At 68.9% G+C, this 13,800-nt stretch carries 17 protein-coding genes; 10 read left to right on the top strand and 7 right to left on the bottom strand.

Annotated features, from left to right (window positions below; all coding sequences use genetic code 11):
* Positions 1 to 198 precede the first annotated feature (198 nt).
* The 5 genes from AB0D18_RS14565 to AB0D18_RS14585 all read right to left on the bottom strand — a co-directional run bounded on the left by AB0D18_RS14565 (position 199) and on the right by AB0D18_RS14585 (position 3,158).
* On the bottom strand, positions 199 to 408 hold the full coding sequence (locus AB0D18_RS14565; protein ID WP_362416907.1) for a ferredoxin: 210 nt from the start codon (positions 406 to 408) through the stop codon (positions 199 to 201).
* A gap of 35 nt (positions 409 to 443) precedes the next feature.
* Positions 444 to 1,631: a cytochrome P450 gene (locus AB0D18_RS14570; protein WP_362416910.1), complete on the bottom strand. Its 1,188-nt coding sequence runs from the start codon at positions 1,629 to 1,631 to the stop codon at positions 444 to 446.
* Between the two features lie 119 nt (positions 1,632 to 1,750).
* Positions 1,751 to 2,044: a hypothetical protein gene (locus AB0D18_RS14575; RefSeq protein WP_362416913.1), complete on the bottom strand. Its 294-nt coding sequence runs from the start codon at positions 2,042 to 2,044 to the stop codon at positions 1,751 to 1,753.
* 5 nt (positions 2,045 to 2,049) lie between these two features.
* Positions 2,050 to 2,295, bottom strand: a complete 246-nt coding sequence (locus AB0D18_RS14580; protein ID WP_362416916.1) for a DUF397 domain-containing protein — start codon at positions 2,293 to 2,295, stop codon at positions 2,050 to 2,052.
* Positions 2,292 to 3,158, bottom strand: coding sequence for a helix-turn-helix transcriptional regulator (locus AB0D18_RS14585; protein WP_362417555.1), 867 nt, complete (start codon positions 3,156 to 3,158; stop codon positions 2,292 to 2,294). Before AB0D18_RS14585 ends, AB0D18_RS14580 begins: the two co-directional genes overlap by 4 nt.
* 126 nt (positions 3,159 to 3,284) lie before the next feature.
* Between AB0D18_RS14585 and AB0D18_RS14590 the strand changes: the two genes are divergently transcribed.
* The 3 genes from AB0D18_RS14590 (at position 3,285) to AB0D18_RS14600 (ending at position 4,812) form a co-directional block, all read left to right on the top strand.
* On the top strand, positions 3,285 to 3,710 hold the full coding sequence (locus AB0D18_RS14590; protein ID WP_362416919.1) for an ATP-binding protein: 426 nt from the start codon (positions 3,285 to 3,287) through the stop codon (positions 3,708 to 3,710).
* Between the two features lie 91 nt (positions 3,711 to 3,801).
* Entirely contained in the window at positions 3,802 to 4,086 is a 285-nt protein-coding gene (locus AB0D18_RS14595; protein WP_362416922.1) for a hypothetical protein, read from the top strand.
* 75 nt (positions 4,087 to 4,161) lie between these two features.
* Entirely contained in the window at positions 4,162 to 4,812 is a 651-nt protein-coding gene (locus AB0D18_RS14600) for a dihydrofolate reductase family protein (protein WP_362416925.1), read from the top strand.
* Between the two features lie 20 nt (positions 4,813 to 4,832).
* Here the strand turns inward: AB0D18_RS14600 and AB0D18_RS14605 are convergent, their stop codons facing one another.
* Positions 4,833 to 5,723, bottom strand: coding sequence for a helix-turn-helix transcriptional regulator (locus tag AB0D18_RS14605; protein ID WP_362416928.1), 891 nt, complete (start codon positions 5,721 to 5,723; stop codon positions 4,833 to 4,835).
* Between the two features lie 167 nt (positions 5,724 to 5,890).
* Here AB0D18_RS14605 and AB0D18_RS14610 point away from each other — a divergent pair, with 167 nt between their 5' ends.
* Complete coding sequence (locus AB0D18_RS14610) at positions 5,891 to 6,670, top strand: NAD(P)H-dependent oxidoreductase (RefSeq protein ID WP_362416931.1); 780 nt, start codon at positions 5,891 to 5,893, stop codon at positions 6,668 to 6,670.
* Between the two features lie 43 nt (positions 6,671 to 6,713).
* On the opposite strand, the gene AB0D18_RS14615 is transcribed toward AB0D18_RS14610, so the two are convergent.
* Complete coding sequence (locus tag AB0D18_RS14615) at positions 6,714 to 7,634, bottom strand: hypothetical protein (RefSeq protein WP_362416936.1); 921 nt, start codon at positions 7,632 to 7,634, stop codon at positions 6,714 to 6,716.
* A gap of 455 nt (positions 7,635 to 8,089) precedes the next feature.
* Here AB0D18_RS14615 and AB0D18_RS14620 point away from each other — a divergent pair, with 455 nt between their 5' ends.
* The 6 genes from AB0D18_RS14620 (at position 8,090) to AB0D18_RS14645 (ending at position 13,604) form a co-directional block, all read left to right on the top strand.
* Positions 8,090 to 8,581 carry a DUF2975 domain-containing protein gene (locus AB0D18_RS14620; RefSeq protein ID WP_362416939.1) on the top strand — a complete coding sequence of 164 codons (492 nt, stop codon included), beginning with the start codon at positions 8,090 to 8,092 and terminating at the stop codon, positions 8,579 to 8,581.
* The gene (locus tag AB0D18_RS14625; protein WP_362416942.1) at positions 8,581 to 8,820 is read left to right on the top strand and encodes a helix-turn-helix transcriptional regulator; all 240 of its coding nucleotides are present in this window, start codon (positions 8,581 to 8,583) and stop codon (positions 8,818 to 8,820) included. Before AB0D18_RS14620 ends, AB0D18_RS14625 begins: the two co-directional genes overlap by 1 nt.
* Before the next feature lie 101 nt (positions 8,821 to 8,921).
* Entirely contained in the window at positions 8,922 to 9,284 is a 363-nt protein-coding gene (locus tag AB0D18_RS14630; RefSeq protein WP_362416945.1) for a DUF4158 domain-containing protein, read from the top strand.
* Positions 9,256 to 9,573, top strand: coding sequence for a trypco2 family protein (locus AB0D18_RS14635; protein WP_362416948.1), 318 nt, complete (start codon positions 9,256 to 9,258; stop codon positions 9,571 to 9,573). The genes AB0D18_RS14630 and AB0D18_RS14635 overlap by 29 nt, the downstream gene beginning before the upstream one ends.
* A gap of 3 nt (positions 9,574 to 9,576) precedes the next feature.
* Positions 9,577 to 12,513: an NB-ARC domain-containing protein gene (locus AB0D18_RS14640; protein WP_362416951.1), complete on the top strand. Its 2,937-nt coding sequence runs from the start codon at positions 9,577 to 9,579 to the stop codon at positions 12,511 to 12,513.
* Positions 12,510 to 13,604: a WD40 repeat domain-containing protein gene (locus AB0D18_RS14645; protein ID WP_362416954.1), complete on the top strand. Its 1,095-nt coding sequence runs from the start codon at positions 12,510 to 12,512 to the stop codon at positions 13,602 to 13,604. Before AB0D18_RS14640 ends, AB0D18_RS14645 begins: the two co-directional genes overlap by 4 nt.
* The last annotated feature ends 196 nt before the right edge of the window (positions 13,605 to 13,800 follow it).

The raw sequence follows: 13,800 nt of genomic DNA on the forward strand, positions 1-13,800 counted from the left end.
GCGGGCTAGGGAGCTGCGGCGTCAGCCGCCCAAGGGGCCAGCGGGGTAAGGGGCAATCTTTTAGGGGCGCGGGGAACTGCGCGACCAGCCACGACGCACCCGCACGCACCCCACCCCACCCCGCCCCGGTAGGCCGCCCCCACCCCGCCCCGCCCCGGTGGGCCGCCCCCGCCCAGGGGGGCGAGGGGCCGCCGCCCCTCAGCCCCCGTCCGACCCGTCCGGCAGGATCGAGATCGCTCCGACCGGACAAGCCCTCCCCGCCTCCCGGACGAGCGCGCTGCCGCCCCCGTCCCCCATCCCCGGCAGTACCTCGGAGAGCCCGTCGTCGTCCTGTGTGAAGACGGTCGGTGCGGTCATCACGCACTGTCCGGCCCCGATGCAGACATCCGTGTCGATCTCAATTCGCATACCCGTACCCGTACCCATGCCCGGACCCATTCCCCTCACCACGCCACCGGCAGCTCGATCAGCCCCTGGATCGTGTCTCCCGGTTTGCACGGGATCTCCGCTGCCGGCACGGCCAGCCGCAGTCCCGGCAGCCGGGTGAAGAGCGAACTCAGGGCGATCTCCATCTCCGCCCGCGCCAGGTTCTGCCCCAGGCACTGGTGGATCCCGAATCCGAACGCCAAGTGCCGTTCCCCCCGCGCCACATCCAGCTCGTCCGGCGTCTCGTACATCTCCGGGTCCCTGTTGATCAGCGACGTCGCCAGCACCACCGCGTCCCCGGCCCGGATCGTCACCCCGCCGATCTCGATGTCCTCCGTCGCCAGCCGCGTCATCCCGTCCGCGATCGACAGGTACCGCATCAGTTCCTCGCAGGCGGCGGGCACACCGGCCGGGTTGTTGCGGAACCGGGCCAGCTGTTCCGGGTGTTCCAGCAGCGTGTACGTACTCAGCGAGATCATGTTCGCCGTCGTCTCGTGCCCCGCAAGGAGCAGGATTCCCGCGAGGCTGACCAGCTCCGCCTTGTCGTCGAAGACCTCGATCATGTCGTCGAGCAGCCCGACCGGCAGTCCTTTTTCCCGGGCTCGTTTCCGCTCAACCAGATCGCCGATATATGCGTCCACCGCGTCCCGCGCCGCCTCGACATCCTTCGCCTCCGGCCCCCGCAGCAGCTTCCGCGTCTGCCCCTCGAAGAATTCGTGGTCCTCGTAAGGAACCCCGAGTAGCGCACAGATCACCATCGAAGGCACCGGCAGCGCGAACGTACTGACCAGATCGGCCGTCGGCTCCGGCTGCGCCTCCAGCGCGTCGAGCAGCCGGTCCACGGTCTCCTGGATCGCGGGCCGCAGCTCCGCCGTCCGCTTCATCGTGAAGCTGGGGATCAACTTCCGCCGCTGCACGTTGTGTTCGGGATCGTCGACCCCGAGCAGCTGGACGCGCCGCCGCTCCACCCCCTCCAGCCGCCGCTGGAACACCGGGAACTCCGGCCGTTCCCGGTTCGACGACAGCCGCTGGTCGGTGAGCAGCGCCCGCGCCTCCGCGTACCCGCTCACCATCCAGACCTTGCTCCCGTCGTAGATCTCGATCCGGGTGACGGGCTGCCCCGTCGCACGCACCGGGTCGTACCCGGGCGGAGGGGCGTACGGACAGCTGCGGTTCTGCGGGAACACGACGGGCGTCTCAGTCACATGCGTCTCAGCCACGGACAACCTCACAGGGAAGCGGAGCGACCTTTACCGATCACTTCCCACTAGATGCCCGAGGCTCCTACACGTCTATGCATTGTTCGGCCAAAGGGGTGCGACCGTTACGAGGGCGGGGGAGGTGCGGCGCTGTCCTCCAGCAGTTCCCCCAGCGTGAACCGGGTGGCCATCGACTGCCAGTTCCCGTCCAGCACCAGCATGAAGCCGTCCGCCACCCGGAAGAGCCGCCGCCGCTGCGGCTTCCGGGGCTGCGCGGGTACGTGCTCCCGGGCCCGCCGTTCCAGCTCGGCCATCGCCTCTTCGCGCGTGCCGTGTACGTGCGCGAGGACGTACGCCTCGTGCTGCGGGCGGGGGCTCACGCCGATGGCGGGTTCGAGTATCAGGCCCCAGGACGGCACGAGCGTCAGCTCCGCGCATACGAGACGAAGGCCGTCCAGGCGGTCGGTGATACGCCGAACTGGGGGCTGGCGTCGGCGAGTTTGGAGTCGCGGACATGGATGGTGGTGGGGTGCGCGGCGACCTCGACGCACTCGCCGCCCGCCCCGCCGCTGTAACTAGACTTCCGCCAGTCGTACGCGACTTCGAGGCAGTCGCCGCCTGCGCCCCCGCTATAGCTCGACTTGAACCAGTTGAGTGCTTCGGTGTTCATCGGTCTCCCAGAATTCTCTCGATCAAGGCCATGGAGGCGTCCGGCCTGAGAGCCAGCGTCTGCATGATTCCATAGCGCTCCTGGATCTCCCTGACCTCACGGGAATCGACGATCAGACGCGGATGCCCCTGCACCTCCGTGTACGCCACACGCTGCTCGTTCTTGGCTGTCAGCAGGTTGAACGCCCCGTCCATGTTGGGATGTTCCTCGCAGCCGGTCTCGATCACCTGGAGGGTGATGTTGCGCTGGCTCCCGGCCGCCAGCAGCCGCCGCAACTGCGCGTGATGCACCTCGCGCCCACCGATCGGCCGCCGCAGGACGACCTCCTCGAAGATGAAGCCGAACTGCGCCGGAGGCCACTTCTCCAGCACCACCTGCCGAGACAACCGGTCCGCCACCCGCTTCTCCACGGTCTCCTCGCTCAACAGCGGACGCCACCGGGTGAAGATGGCCCGTGCGTAAGCCTCCGTCTGGAGCAGACCGTGCACGACCTGGTTGCCGTAGTGGTGGATCTCCAGGGCCTGCTTCTCCAGTCCCGCGTAGTCCCGGTACCACTGCGGGTGCCGCGTCCGGCTGCGCTTCAGAGCCTCGACGACGTCCGGGATCGCCGCTTCCAGCGCACCGTGCGCGTCCAACGCGACCTCGGCAGCGCTCAGTAGCTCCGGCTGAGGAGTCCGTACGCCCCGCTCGACCGCCGAGATCAGATCCGCGCCGAACTGGACCATGGTCGCCAACTCGGTTTGTTTCAGGCCCCGATACTCCCGCAAGGCTTTAATCTGCTTGCCCAGCGCGCGGAACAGATGCGCGGTTCCGTCCTCCTGGGAGGGGGTTTCGGGGGTCGCTTCCTGCTCCGGGTTCTGGATCACTCGGTGCCGCCTTCTGAGTCACGTTCGTCTGGCCGTACAACGCGCGTTGCGCACCCGTACAACTACCCACAGTCGCCGGGTCCCTCTTGTCCAGGTTAGATCCGACCGACCACGCTCTGTCACATGAACACTGAAATCCCCACGCCCACCATCGAGTTCGAGCAGCTCCTGTCCTCCACCCTCCGTGGTGCCCGGCTCGCCCGGCTGCTCGCTCAGCAGCAGCTCCAGGAGTGGGGCGTGCCGTACGGGTGCGAGTTCTCCGACGCCGTCGTCTCGGTGGTCGCGGAACTGGCCGCGAACGCGGTGCTGCACGGCCACCTGCCGGGCCGTGACTTCTCGCTGCGGCTCGCCCTGGGGGATGTACTCCGTATCGAGGTCTCCGACGCGCGCGGCGAACGCCTGCCGACGCCGAGGCCGTCCGCACCGGGCGAGGAGGGCGGCGGCCTCGGTCTGCTCCTGGTGGAGGAGCTGGTGGCCCGCTGGGGGGTCACGGAGCGCAACCCCGGAAAGACGGTCTGGGCGGAGCTTCCCTGGCCGGGTACGCCGTAACGGTGCGAGGAGGGTGACATGGGGCGGTGCTCGTGAGACTGTCAACTGCTCTTGTTCCAGGGGTAGTTGTGGCGACAGTGAAGGCGGAGTCATGGGCATAGGGGTCCTCGGGATAGGCGTCGCGGTGATCTGGCTGCTGATCGCGCTGTTGCCGTTGCGCAGCCCGTCCGCCCGGCGGGGCCTGGCCGCGTTCGTACTGGGGGTTTCGGCGCTTCTGGTGGCGCTGGCGGCTCTGTACGTCTCGAACGAGGAGGTGAGCAGCGACTACACAGGACCCGATCCCACCCTGGTGGTGATCCTGGTGGCGGTCGTCGGGGTGGCTCCCGCGGTCATCGCCTCATTGGTCCGATTGGCGGCAGCCAAGGGTCAGCGATGAGTTCGACCGCTCAGGACGGTCATACCTTCTGTTGACCTTGCAGGAACACGCAGGAACACGCAGGAGGAGAAGCGCATGAGCAGGCAGCAGCTACTGAAGGTCCAGAACTTCGTCGTCTCGCGCGACGGGTTCGGGACCGGTGAGAACCAGAGTCTGGAGAGGCCGTTCGGCAGTGCCGATCCGGCGGAGCTGATGTCCTGGGCGGGAGCCACGGCGAGCTGGCCCAACCGGACCGACCCCGGCGGCAGCCGCGGCCTCGACGACTACTTCACGCGCGACTTCTCGCACAACATCGGTGCCGAGATCATGGGCCGCAACAAGTTCGGCCCCGAGCGCGGCCCCTGGGTCAACTACGACTGGCAGGGCTGGTGGGGCGACGAACCCCCCTTCCACACACCGGTGTTCGTGATGACCCACCACGTGCGTCCGTCCTTCACGCTCTCCGACACGACGTTCCACTTCGTGGACGACGAGCCGGCCGCGGTGCTCAGGCGGGCGAAGGAAGAGGCGCAGGGCAAGGACGTACGGCTCGGGGGTGGGGCGACGACGATCCGGGAGTTCCTCGAAGCCGACCTGGTCGACACGCTGCACGTGGTGGTCTCGCCGGTGAAGATCGGCGCGGGGGTGCGGTTCTGGGAGTCGCCGGACGAGCTGCGGGACCGGTTCCACCTGGAGGTCGTGCCGAGTGCGAGCGGGGTGACGCACCACATTTTCTGGCGCAAGTAGACGCAAGCTGGCCCAAGTGACTACTGCTCGTGGGCCTGGGTCTTCGGTGCGGGACGCGGTGCGCGATGCGCTTCGGGACGCGTCGTGTCACCGCTGTCGGCGCCCAGACCCGAGAGCAGGCGCAGCCCGTCCTCGGTAGGGCTGCCGGGGGCGGCGGACAGCACCACCAGCTCCATGCCCGACTCGTCCGGCATGGTGAAGTTCTCCTGGTGCAGCTCCAGCAGCCCGACCAGCGGGTGCCGGAACGCCTTGCGGCCGTGGGTGCGGGCGCGTACGTCCGCGCGGGCCCAGAGGCGGCGGAAGCGCTCGCTGCCCATCGCCAACTCGCCGATGAGAGAGGCGAGTTTGGGATCGTCCGGGTATTGGCCCGCGGCCAGCCGCAGGTGCCCGACCACGTCGAGGGTGCAGGTCTCCCAGTCCGCGTAGAGGCCGCGCTCGGCCTCTTCCAGGAAGATGTGCCGGGCGGTGTTCATGCCCGGCGCGGGTCCCGGCAGCGGGCGGCCGTAGAGGAGCTCGGCGAGGCGGTTCCCGGCGAGTACGTCCAGGCGGTGGTCCATGATCAGCGCGGGTGCGCCGGAGACCAGGTCGAGCAGACGCTGCAGCTCGGGCCTGACCCGACCGCCCGGCGTCTTCGCACGGCGGCGGGGCTGCCGGGCGAGCCGGTGGAGGTGCCCGCGTTCGGTCTCGTCGAGGCCGAGGACGCGGGCGAGCGCGTCGAGGACCTGCTCGGAGGGCTGGGTGGCGCGGCCCTGCTCCAGGCGTACGTAGTAGTCGACGCTGACCCCGGACAGGTGCGCGACCTCTTCACGGCGCAGCCCTTCGACGCGGCGCCGGCTGTCGGTGGGTATGCCGACGCCCGCCGGGTCGACCCGGGAACGCCGGGTCCGCAGGAAGCTCGCAAGATCGTCCATGGCTTCAGTATGGGCGCGGAGGTGCCCGGACCGGGGCTCGCGAGGGTGGCCCTGCGGATACCAGGAAGTCCAGTCCGACGGAAGAGGCGCCCCTGAACACCGGGCGCCGCAGCGTCCAGGATCGAAGTCAGCCGCAGGACACCCGATCCGAAGGAATCCGAATTCCCATGAAGACGCTGATCGTCCACGCCCACCCGGAGCCGCAGTCGCTCAACAGCTCGCTGAAGGACCTCGCGGTGTCCACGCTGGAGGCCGCAGGACACGAGGTGCGGGTGAGTGACCTGTACGCGATGAACTGGAAGCCGGTAGTGGACGCCGAGGACTACGGCCCCGCCGCGTCGAGCCCGCTGAGGGTGGCCGCGGACTCGGGCCGGGCCTTCAGCGAAGGGACGCTGACGCCGGACGTACTCGCCGAGCAGGAGAAGCTGCTGTGGGCGGACACGATCATCTTCCAGTTCCCGCTGTGGTGGTACTCGATGCCCGCCATCCTCAAGGGCTGGGTGGACCGCGTCTTCACCTACCGCTTCGCGTACGGCGTCGGCGAGCACAGCGACACCAAGTATGGCGAGCGCTTCGGCGAAGGCACCCTCACGGGCAAGAGGGCGCTCCTGTCGGTGACCGTCGGCGGCCCGGAGTCGCACTACGCCGAGCGCGGGATCAACGGGCCCATCGACGACCTGCTGTTCCCGTTCCAGCACGGCATCCTCTACTACCCGGGCGTCGAGGTGGTGCCGCCGTTCGTGCTGTACGGCGCCGACCGGATGACCGAAGCGGACTACCCGGACATCGCCAAGGCGTGGGAGGAGCGTTTGCTCACGCTGGAGACGACGGAGCCGATCGCGTTCCGGAAGCAGAACTTCGGCGACTACGAGATCCCCTCGCTGCACCTGAAGGAGGGCCTGGAGCCGAAGGGCCGCACGGGCTTCGGACTGCATGTGCGGGGCTGACCCTGCCGCTCTCTGGCTGCTCCGACCGCTCCGACCTCCAGGTTCAGGACACGCACATCGACTTGAGGGTCGCGGTGGCGGTGGCCCGGCAGCCCCGGCACAGCCCCGGCTTCTCCGCCCGGAAGGCCAGCTCGCACTCCTCGCAGGTCTGGAACGGCAGCCGGGGCTCGACGGCCGGACGGGCGCTGCACAGGTACCGGGGCCGTTCCATCGCCTCGTACGGCATCAACTCGGCGAGCCGCCACCGTACGAACCCGGCCGGGTGCGGGAGAGCCCCGTCCGGCAGACTCCGCAGCAGTACGCCCCGTACTTCGTCGGCCGTGATCCCCCGCTCCATCCAGGCGCAGACGGCGGGCGCGAGACGTACGACATCCATGCCGGGAAGCAGAAGCCGCCGATCGTGCTGCACGAGCTCGGAGAGGAGGGCGCAGGCCATCTGCCGGCGGATGTCGGAGACGGGCAACTGGGGTGTGGGCAGGGGCAGTTCGATGGACTTTGCGCTGAAGGAGATCGCTTCTGTCGGCCCTTCGTGCGCATGCTCCGGGTCCGAGTCCGTCTCCGAGTCCGAGTCCGGATCTGGGTCCGGCTCCGGCTCCGCGTCAACGTCGACACTCGCCCGCACACGGGCAGCCGGATGCTCGAAGAACCTGGTCAGCGTGGCGAACCGGCCCTGCCCCCGCCGAACCCGCCTGCGCTCCAGATAGCCCTCGTCCTCCAACTCCCGCAAGGCGGAGGAGATGCGCCGCTCGCCCTCGTCGAAGTCCCTGGCCAGCTCTTTGATGCCGATGCGGAAGCCGTCGGGAAGGGACTGGATGAAGACGCCGAGGCCGATGGCGACGAGCGAGAGATTGCGGTTCTGCGCAAGGTGATTGCCGACGATCGTGAACCGGTCACGATGCCGGTACTTGACGTGCTGCACGCCTACGGGAACGGACTCGGGCGCGCTAAGGTACGTGTCATCCATGGGGAAGGGTTCGTCTTCCTACTGTGGAGAGGCCTCGGCCGGGATTGCCGTCCCGGTCTGAGGCCGCTTTTCGTATGTGGAGTTGTGCGCGGAGTCGTGTGGTGGCTCCTGGTGACTACGGGGAGGACCCTAGCGCGCCAATTCCCTTACACCACACCAGAATTGACGCAACCACCCGAACGAGTGACTCACCCTGCGTGCACCCTCCCGCAGGTATCAACGGCGGTCGGGCTGGGATTCCTTGGTGTGGGTGGTTAAGTGTTTAGCGTCGGCGCTCACCGGGTCGGGGTAACGCCGATCCGGTGGCCACCTGCGGGAACGGCGAGTTCGCGACCGCCCGCCCCGGGCCCGCCCCGCTGCCTGCCTCGCTGCCCGCCCTCTGGCTCAGCCCTTGCTCTGCCTATCGAGATTCGATAGATTCCCATCGCAATTCGATGGATGAGGGTGGATGGGTCATGGGAAAGCTGGCAGTGCGCGCGCTGCGCGCCGTGCTCGTGGTGGTGCTCACCGGCACCGTGTTCGTACAGGCGTTGATGGTGTGGGCGTTGGTCAGCGGGAGCGACCCGGAGGACGGGTCGCTCCCGCTGACCCCGCTGCGCGTGATCACGATCCTGGGCATCGGGGCGGCCCAGGTCGCCCTGGTCTGTGTATGGCGGCTGGTCACGATGGTGCGACGCGGAACCGTGTTCTCCCACGCGGCCTTCCGGTACGTGGACGTCATCATCGGGGCGATCGTCGCGGCTGCTCTCGTGTGGTTCGCGGTCGCGGCCCTGAACGCGCCCGGCCAGCGGGACGACCCGGGCGTCACCCTCATCATGGGCGGGATCGGCGTGGCCATCCTGGGGGTTGCGCTCATCGTGCTCGTACTGCGGATGCTGCTCGCGCAGGCCGTCGCCCGCGACGTCGAGGCGGCGCAGCTGCAGGCCGAGTTGGACGAGGTGATCTGATGCCGATCGCCGTCGACATCGACGTGATGCTGGCCAGGCGGAAGATGTCCGTGGGCGAACTCGCGGACCGCGTAGGGATCACGCCCGCCAACCTGGCGGTACTCAAGAACGGCCGCGCCAAGGCGGTGCGCTTCGCGACGCTCGCCGCGCTCTGCGAGGTGCTCGACTGCCAGCCGGGCGACCTGCTGCGCTGGGAGGCGGAGGAGGCGGAGGGCGCCGGGGACGCCACGGGCGAATGAACCGAGCCTGGCGGAGCGTCATCGCCGCGCGGTGTACGGCACGAGCTTGAAGCCCTGAGCGCACGGCCCGTCACTCATTCGGCTCAGCGTCGTTGGTGGTGATGTTGACCGTCGTCTGGGGCCTGGGGTGGGTGGTGACATCGATCGAACGGACCGCGTATCCGCGGTTCAGGCGGCTGATCACCACGCACGAGCTGCATCTGTTCTTCTCGCCGACTCGCGATGAGCTTCAGTGGGCGGCCGACGCCAAGGACTGCAATGAGCATCTGCTGGCTCTGCTGCTGCTGAAGTCGTACCGGCACATGGGGTGTTCGGCGATGGAGGACGTCCCGGAGATGGCGGTGGACTTCGTACGGCGGGCGGTGGCGTACGAAACGAAGCCCGACGTCGAAACGTCGGCGCCGACGATGCGGCGTGGGTATGGATGGAGGGGTTGTGACAAATCCGAGCATTGGGCTGGCTGAGGCGATCGCGCTGTTGCGTGATGACCTGCTGGCCGCGCGGAAGGCGGGCGCGGGGTCGGAGATCCAGTTGCCGGTGGAGTCGTTGACCGTGGAGTTGAAGGTGGGGGCGACGCGCAGTGCAGAGGGCAAGGCGGGTTTCCGGGTGCCGGTGGTCAACGCCGAGCTGGGCGGCAGCGGTGGCTGGAGGAGTGAGACCTTGCAGACGGTCACGGTGACGTTCTCACAGCCCGTCGACAGGGACGGGAACCCGGTCAAGATCGCCTCGGCAAGTGATGAGTTGAAGGGCTAGCTGGTGCGGGAAGTGCCCCTGGCCTCCCGTGTGGTGGAGGTGATCGCCGACCACGGTCCGAGCGCCTCACCCCGGTTTCGCTATGGCTCGGGGTGCGTGGTGGTGGGGCGGGTGGTGCTGACCGCCGCTCACGTGGTGGCCGACGCGGGCAGGGTCCAGGTACGGGGACCGGACAAGACCCTCTACTCCGCACGGATGGACGGGGAGTTCGTGGGCGAACCTCACGGGCCGGGACCTGATCTGGCTTTGGTGGAGATCGACCATGCGGCCGGGTTCGATCTTCCTGCAATGGATTTGGCTGTGGTGGACCGCGACAGCGTGGACGCCGAACCGGTGCAACGCTGCCACGCGGTCGGCTATCCGTGGTTCGCGGAGCGCCCCTCACCCGGTGCCGTGCGGGACACCGTCGACGCCTATGGGCATGTGCCGGTGCTGTCGCGGCTGGCCAGTGGGCTGTTGTCGATGCAGGTCACCAGCGCACCGCGGGAACTTCCCCAAGGGCAGGAGTCGTTGGGGAAGTCGCAGTGGTCAGGAATGTCCGGCGCGCCAGTCGTCGCGGACAGTGCACTGCTCGGCGTGGTAATCGAGCACGCCGCCCGGGAAGGCCCGTCCACGATCACGCTGACCCCTTTGACCGCCTTGGAACATGACCCGAACCGCCCGCAGTGGGGTCCGGGGGTGGCGAACCCTGCTGCTTGGTGGGACCGGCTCGGGGCCGGCGGCGGCCCGGCCGGGTTTCGGCGGCTGCCACCACGCCGTGTGCAGGCCGGCGTCGTCCACGGCGATGTCGTCATCCACGAGACCGGGCGGCCGACAGCTCCTGGCCGCACTCCCGCTATGGCCCCCGCGCTGTCGTCCCACTTCGTCCACCGGTTCGCTCTCCAGCGCCGTATCGCCGACGCTTTGCGGAGCCGTACGCGGCAGCTGTCCCTCTGCGGAGCGGGCGGTTTCGGGAAGACGACGCTGGCGAGTTGGGCGGGCCGACAGGCCGAGGTGCGGGAGCTGTTCCCCGGTGGCGTGCTGTGGGTGGAACTCGGGCAGAACCCCAGCGCCGAGCGCACTGTGGGGGCGCTGACCGGGCTCGTCACCGTACTCACCGGATCTCCCCCGAACACGTACGCGGACGTGGCCTCGGCGGCGCACGCCTTCCGCGCCGCGCTGCCCGAGCGGCCCACACTCCTCGTGGTCGACGACGTGTGGAACGCGGTGGATCTACGGCCGTTCCTGGACCTGGGCGAACAGACCACTCTGCTCGTCACCTCACGGCGCAGCGGCCTGCTCAACGGCGCCGGTACCGAGATCCACGTCGACGGCATGAACGACCACGAGGCCACCGAACTGCTCATCGCCGACGGTGAGACCGGGACACTCGGACCCCTGCTACGCCGCTCCCGGCGCTGGCCACTCGCGCTGGTGATGCTGTCGGGCATCCTGCGCGGCCTCGCCGACCGGCATGCGATGACGACGGACGAGGCGGTCGCCGCCCTCGTCGACGAACTTGACGACCAGGGCATCACCACACTCGACGAACTGTCCGACACCGATCTGGTCCGGAACATCTCCCGCACCCTGGAGCTGAGCCTCACCGACCTGCCCGCCGCCACCCGTCAACGGCTGGTGGCGCTGGCGGCGTTCCCGGAGGGGGAGGTCGTGCCGTACTGGCTCCTGGAGCGGTTGTGGGGACTGAGCGCGCTGCGGGTCCGTACGGAGGCCGACCGGTTCGTGAGCCGTTCACTCGCCTTGGCCACGCACACCGACGGGCTCCAGCTGCACGACGTCACGCGGGAGGCCCTGCGGCACAGGGAGCCGACGCGCATGGCCGAGGTGAGCGCCGGTCTGCTGGACCGCATGCGCCCGGCCGGCGGCTGGCACCGGCTGCCGGGCGCGGAGGCCTTGTTCGCCTCCGGCCTCGCCTTCCACCTCCGGCAGGCCGGGCGGGTCGATGAACTCGCCGGACTGCTGCGGGACATGCGGTTCCTGGTGGCACGTCTCGGAAGTGGGGGGCCCGCGGCGTTGGAGTCGGACGTGGAGGAGCACCTGGGGGCCCGGGGGGACGACGGGTATGCGCGGGCTTTGCGGGAGTCGGTCCGGCGGGCGGGGCATCTGCTCACGGCATACAGAGGCGGGACGGAGGTCGGGCCGACGCTGGAGATCCGGCTGTTCGGGCAGCGGGGGGTGTGGGAGGAGCTCCGGTACGTCGAGGAGGCCCGGTCCGGCCATGGGCTCATCCCTCTGCTGGCGATGCCCGACCACGACAACCAGGCGCTCCTGCGCTCCTTTCCCGTTCACGGCGACGGCTCGTGCCTGGCCATCGACTGGCACCCGGACGGGGACCGGCTCGCCACCGTCGGCCATGGGCCGCAACTGCAGGTGGTGTCGGCGGACGGCCGTCACGTTTCGTACTCCGTCACGACCGACAACGCCCGCATCGAAGGAGTCCGCTGGAGTCCGGACGGTACTCGGACCGCGATCACCAGCGACACCGGGACCTACCCGTTTCACCTTCCCGGGGGCCGAGCGACGTGCACCCTGGCCGTCCATGATCCCGAGTCAGGAACGGAAATCGCCGCCACAGTCGTACGCCGTGGGCCGGACCGCGCACACCTGGCTCTCTCCTGGGCACCCGACTCCCACTGCCTGGCCGTGCTGCACGACCGCATTCCGATGCTGTGGGCACCCGGAGCCGGCACACCTCTCACTCCGCTCCTGGCCGAGGGCGACGAGTCGGCCGGTCTGTGCGACGCTCTCGCCTGGCACCCCGAGCACGGCCTTCTCGTCCATGCCGTCGGAAGAGACTCCCCTCGCGGCTGGGAAGGCATTCTGCTGCGCTGGGCCGACCCCTTCTCAGGGGAACCCCCCCCGAGATCTGGCGGCATGGCGACTTCGGGGGCAGGGCGCAGGAGCTGGCGTGGCGGCCCGGTGCCCGCACTGTCGCGATGACGGTCACCGGCGCCGTCCTGGTGGTGGATCCGCTCGCTCACAAAATCCTGTGGCGGGAGTACGACCTGCGCGGCTGCCTCGTCCGCTGGTCCCCGGACGGTGATCACCTGGCAGTACGTCATGTCTCGCAGCGCCCGGCCGCTGCGAGACTGGAACTCTGGCGTGTGCCGTCCGACCAGGCGCTTTACCGGGGCGGGGTCCCGGCACCGGCTTCGGTGATCGACCTCGGCGTGGACCACAACCCCTCCGACTCCCTGGCCTGGCACCCGGACGGTACCGTCATCGCCGCGACCAGCAAGGTGAAGGCGCTCAAACTGTGGCAGCCCGGCACGGACGACGTAGCGCCCCACGAGCAACCTGTGAAGGGCCTCTCCCGTGTCATTTGGAGCCCGGACGGCATCACGTTGGCGGTAGGCACCGACGATGATCAGTGGTTCTCACTCGATCCCCTGCGCCCCGCCGCCAGCACCCGCGCGTGCCTTCCGCAGCTGGGCGGCAGACGCGATTTTGCACAGCGGCCTCAGTGGCCGGAGGAAGCGGGAGCGCTCCGGAGGAGGGGCTCCGGGCCGCCTGCCCTGGCGGAATTCGCCTCACACGCGCAGACCCATCTCCTCGGCCGCTCGTTCGCACCGCTCCTGGTGACGGACGCGAACAGACATCGCTCGATCGTTCTGGAATCGGATCGGGACCAACAGTGGTACGACGCGGCCTTCACCCCTGCCGGGGACAAGGTCGTCGCCGCGAGCGCGGACCGGGGCTACACACGAACGACCCTCACCCTCTGGCCGCTGACCGGGGCCAAGCGCGAGTCGCCCCTCGCGCAGTGGCTCGTGAGACGCACGGCGAAACCGTACATTTACCACGTCTGGCGCGTCGCGGTCAGCGATACCCATGTCGCCCTTGTCGCCAACAACACCCTCGTCGGCCTCTTCGCACTACCGGACCTCCGCCCCGTCTGCTGGCTCACTACTAACGGCACCGTCAAGGACGCCGCCTTCGACCCCTCAGGCCACCGCCTCGCCGTGGTCGGCGACGCAGGCCTCTACCTCTTCGCCGTGCACGGCTCCCAGTCCTCCGGCGAAGCCACTTGACGGGCGGGAACGTGCGCAGACCAGGACGACTCCGCAAACAGACTGGTACCTCTCCCAGGCGGACTGTCGGATGACGCCGGAGCAGCGTGTCCCTGACTTCCGCAGGGCTGAGTGTGCCTTTTCCCGGCGTGCCGGATCCTTTCGTCCACGGACAGTGAAGCCGGGCCTAGTTTTAGTCCGGTCTGGGCGCGGCATT

It is taken from the genome of Streptomyces sp. NPDC048442 (assembly GCF_040651475.1).
Lineage (GTDB): Bacteria > Actinomycetota > Actinomycetes > Streptomycetales > Streptomycetaceae > Streptomyces.

Excerpts from the sequence above, each read along its gene's own strand:
- AB0D18_RS14615 (WP_362416936.1), bottom strand. The coding sequence starts at position 7,634 with ATGGATGACACGTACCTTAGCGCGCCCGAGTCCGTTCCCGTAGGCGTG.
- AB0D18_RS14610 (WP_362416931.1), top strand. The coding sequence starts at position 5,891 with ATGAAGACGCTGATCGTCCACGCCCACCCGGAGCCGCAGTCGCTCAAC.
- AB0D18_RS14595 (WP_362416922.1), top strand. The coding sequence starts at position 3,802 with ATGGGCATAGGGGTCCTCGGGATAGGCGTCGCGGTGATCTGGCTGCTG.
- AB0D18_RS14620 (WP_362416939.1), top strand. The coding sequence starts at position 8,090 with ATGGGAAAGCTGGCAGTGCGCGCGCTGCGCGCCGTGCTCGTGGTGGTG.
- AB0D18_RS14605 (WP_362416928.1), bottom strand. The coding sequence starts at position 5,723 with ATGGACGATCTTGCGAGCTTCCTGCGGACCCGGCGTTCCCGGGTCGAC.
- AB0D18_RS14625 (WP_362416942.1), top strand. The coding sequence starts at position 8,581 with ATGCCGATCGCCGTCGACATCGACGTGATGCTGGCCAGGCGGAAGATG.
- AB0D18_RS14600 (WP_362416925.1), top strand. The coding sequence starts at position 4,162 with ATGAGCAGGCAGCAGCTACTGAAGGTCCAGAACTTCGTCGTCTCGCGC.
- AB0D18_RS14630 (WP_362416945.1), top strand. The coding sequence starts at position 8,922 with ATGTTGACCGTCGTCTGGGGCCTGGGGTGGGTGGTGACATCGATCGAA.
- AB0D18_RS14565 (WP_362416907.1), bottom strand. The coding sequence starts at position 408 with ATGCGAATTGAGATCGACACGGATGTCTGCATCGGGGCCGGACAGTGC.
- AB0D18_RS14590 (WP_362416919.1), top strand. The coding sequence starts at position 3,285 with ATGAACACTGAAATCCCCACGCCCACCATCGAGTTCGAGCAGCTCCTG.
- AB0D18_RS14645 (WP_362416954.1), top strand. The coding sequence starts at position 12,510 with ATGACGGTCACCGGCGCCGTCCTGGTGGTGGATCCGCTCGCTCACAAA.
- AB0D18_RS14580 (WP_362416916.1), bottom strand. The coding sequence starts at position 2,295 with ATGAACACCGAAGCACTCAACTGGTTCAAGTCGAGCTATAGCGGGGGC.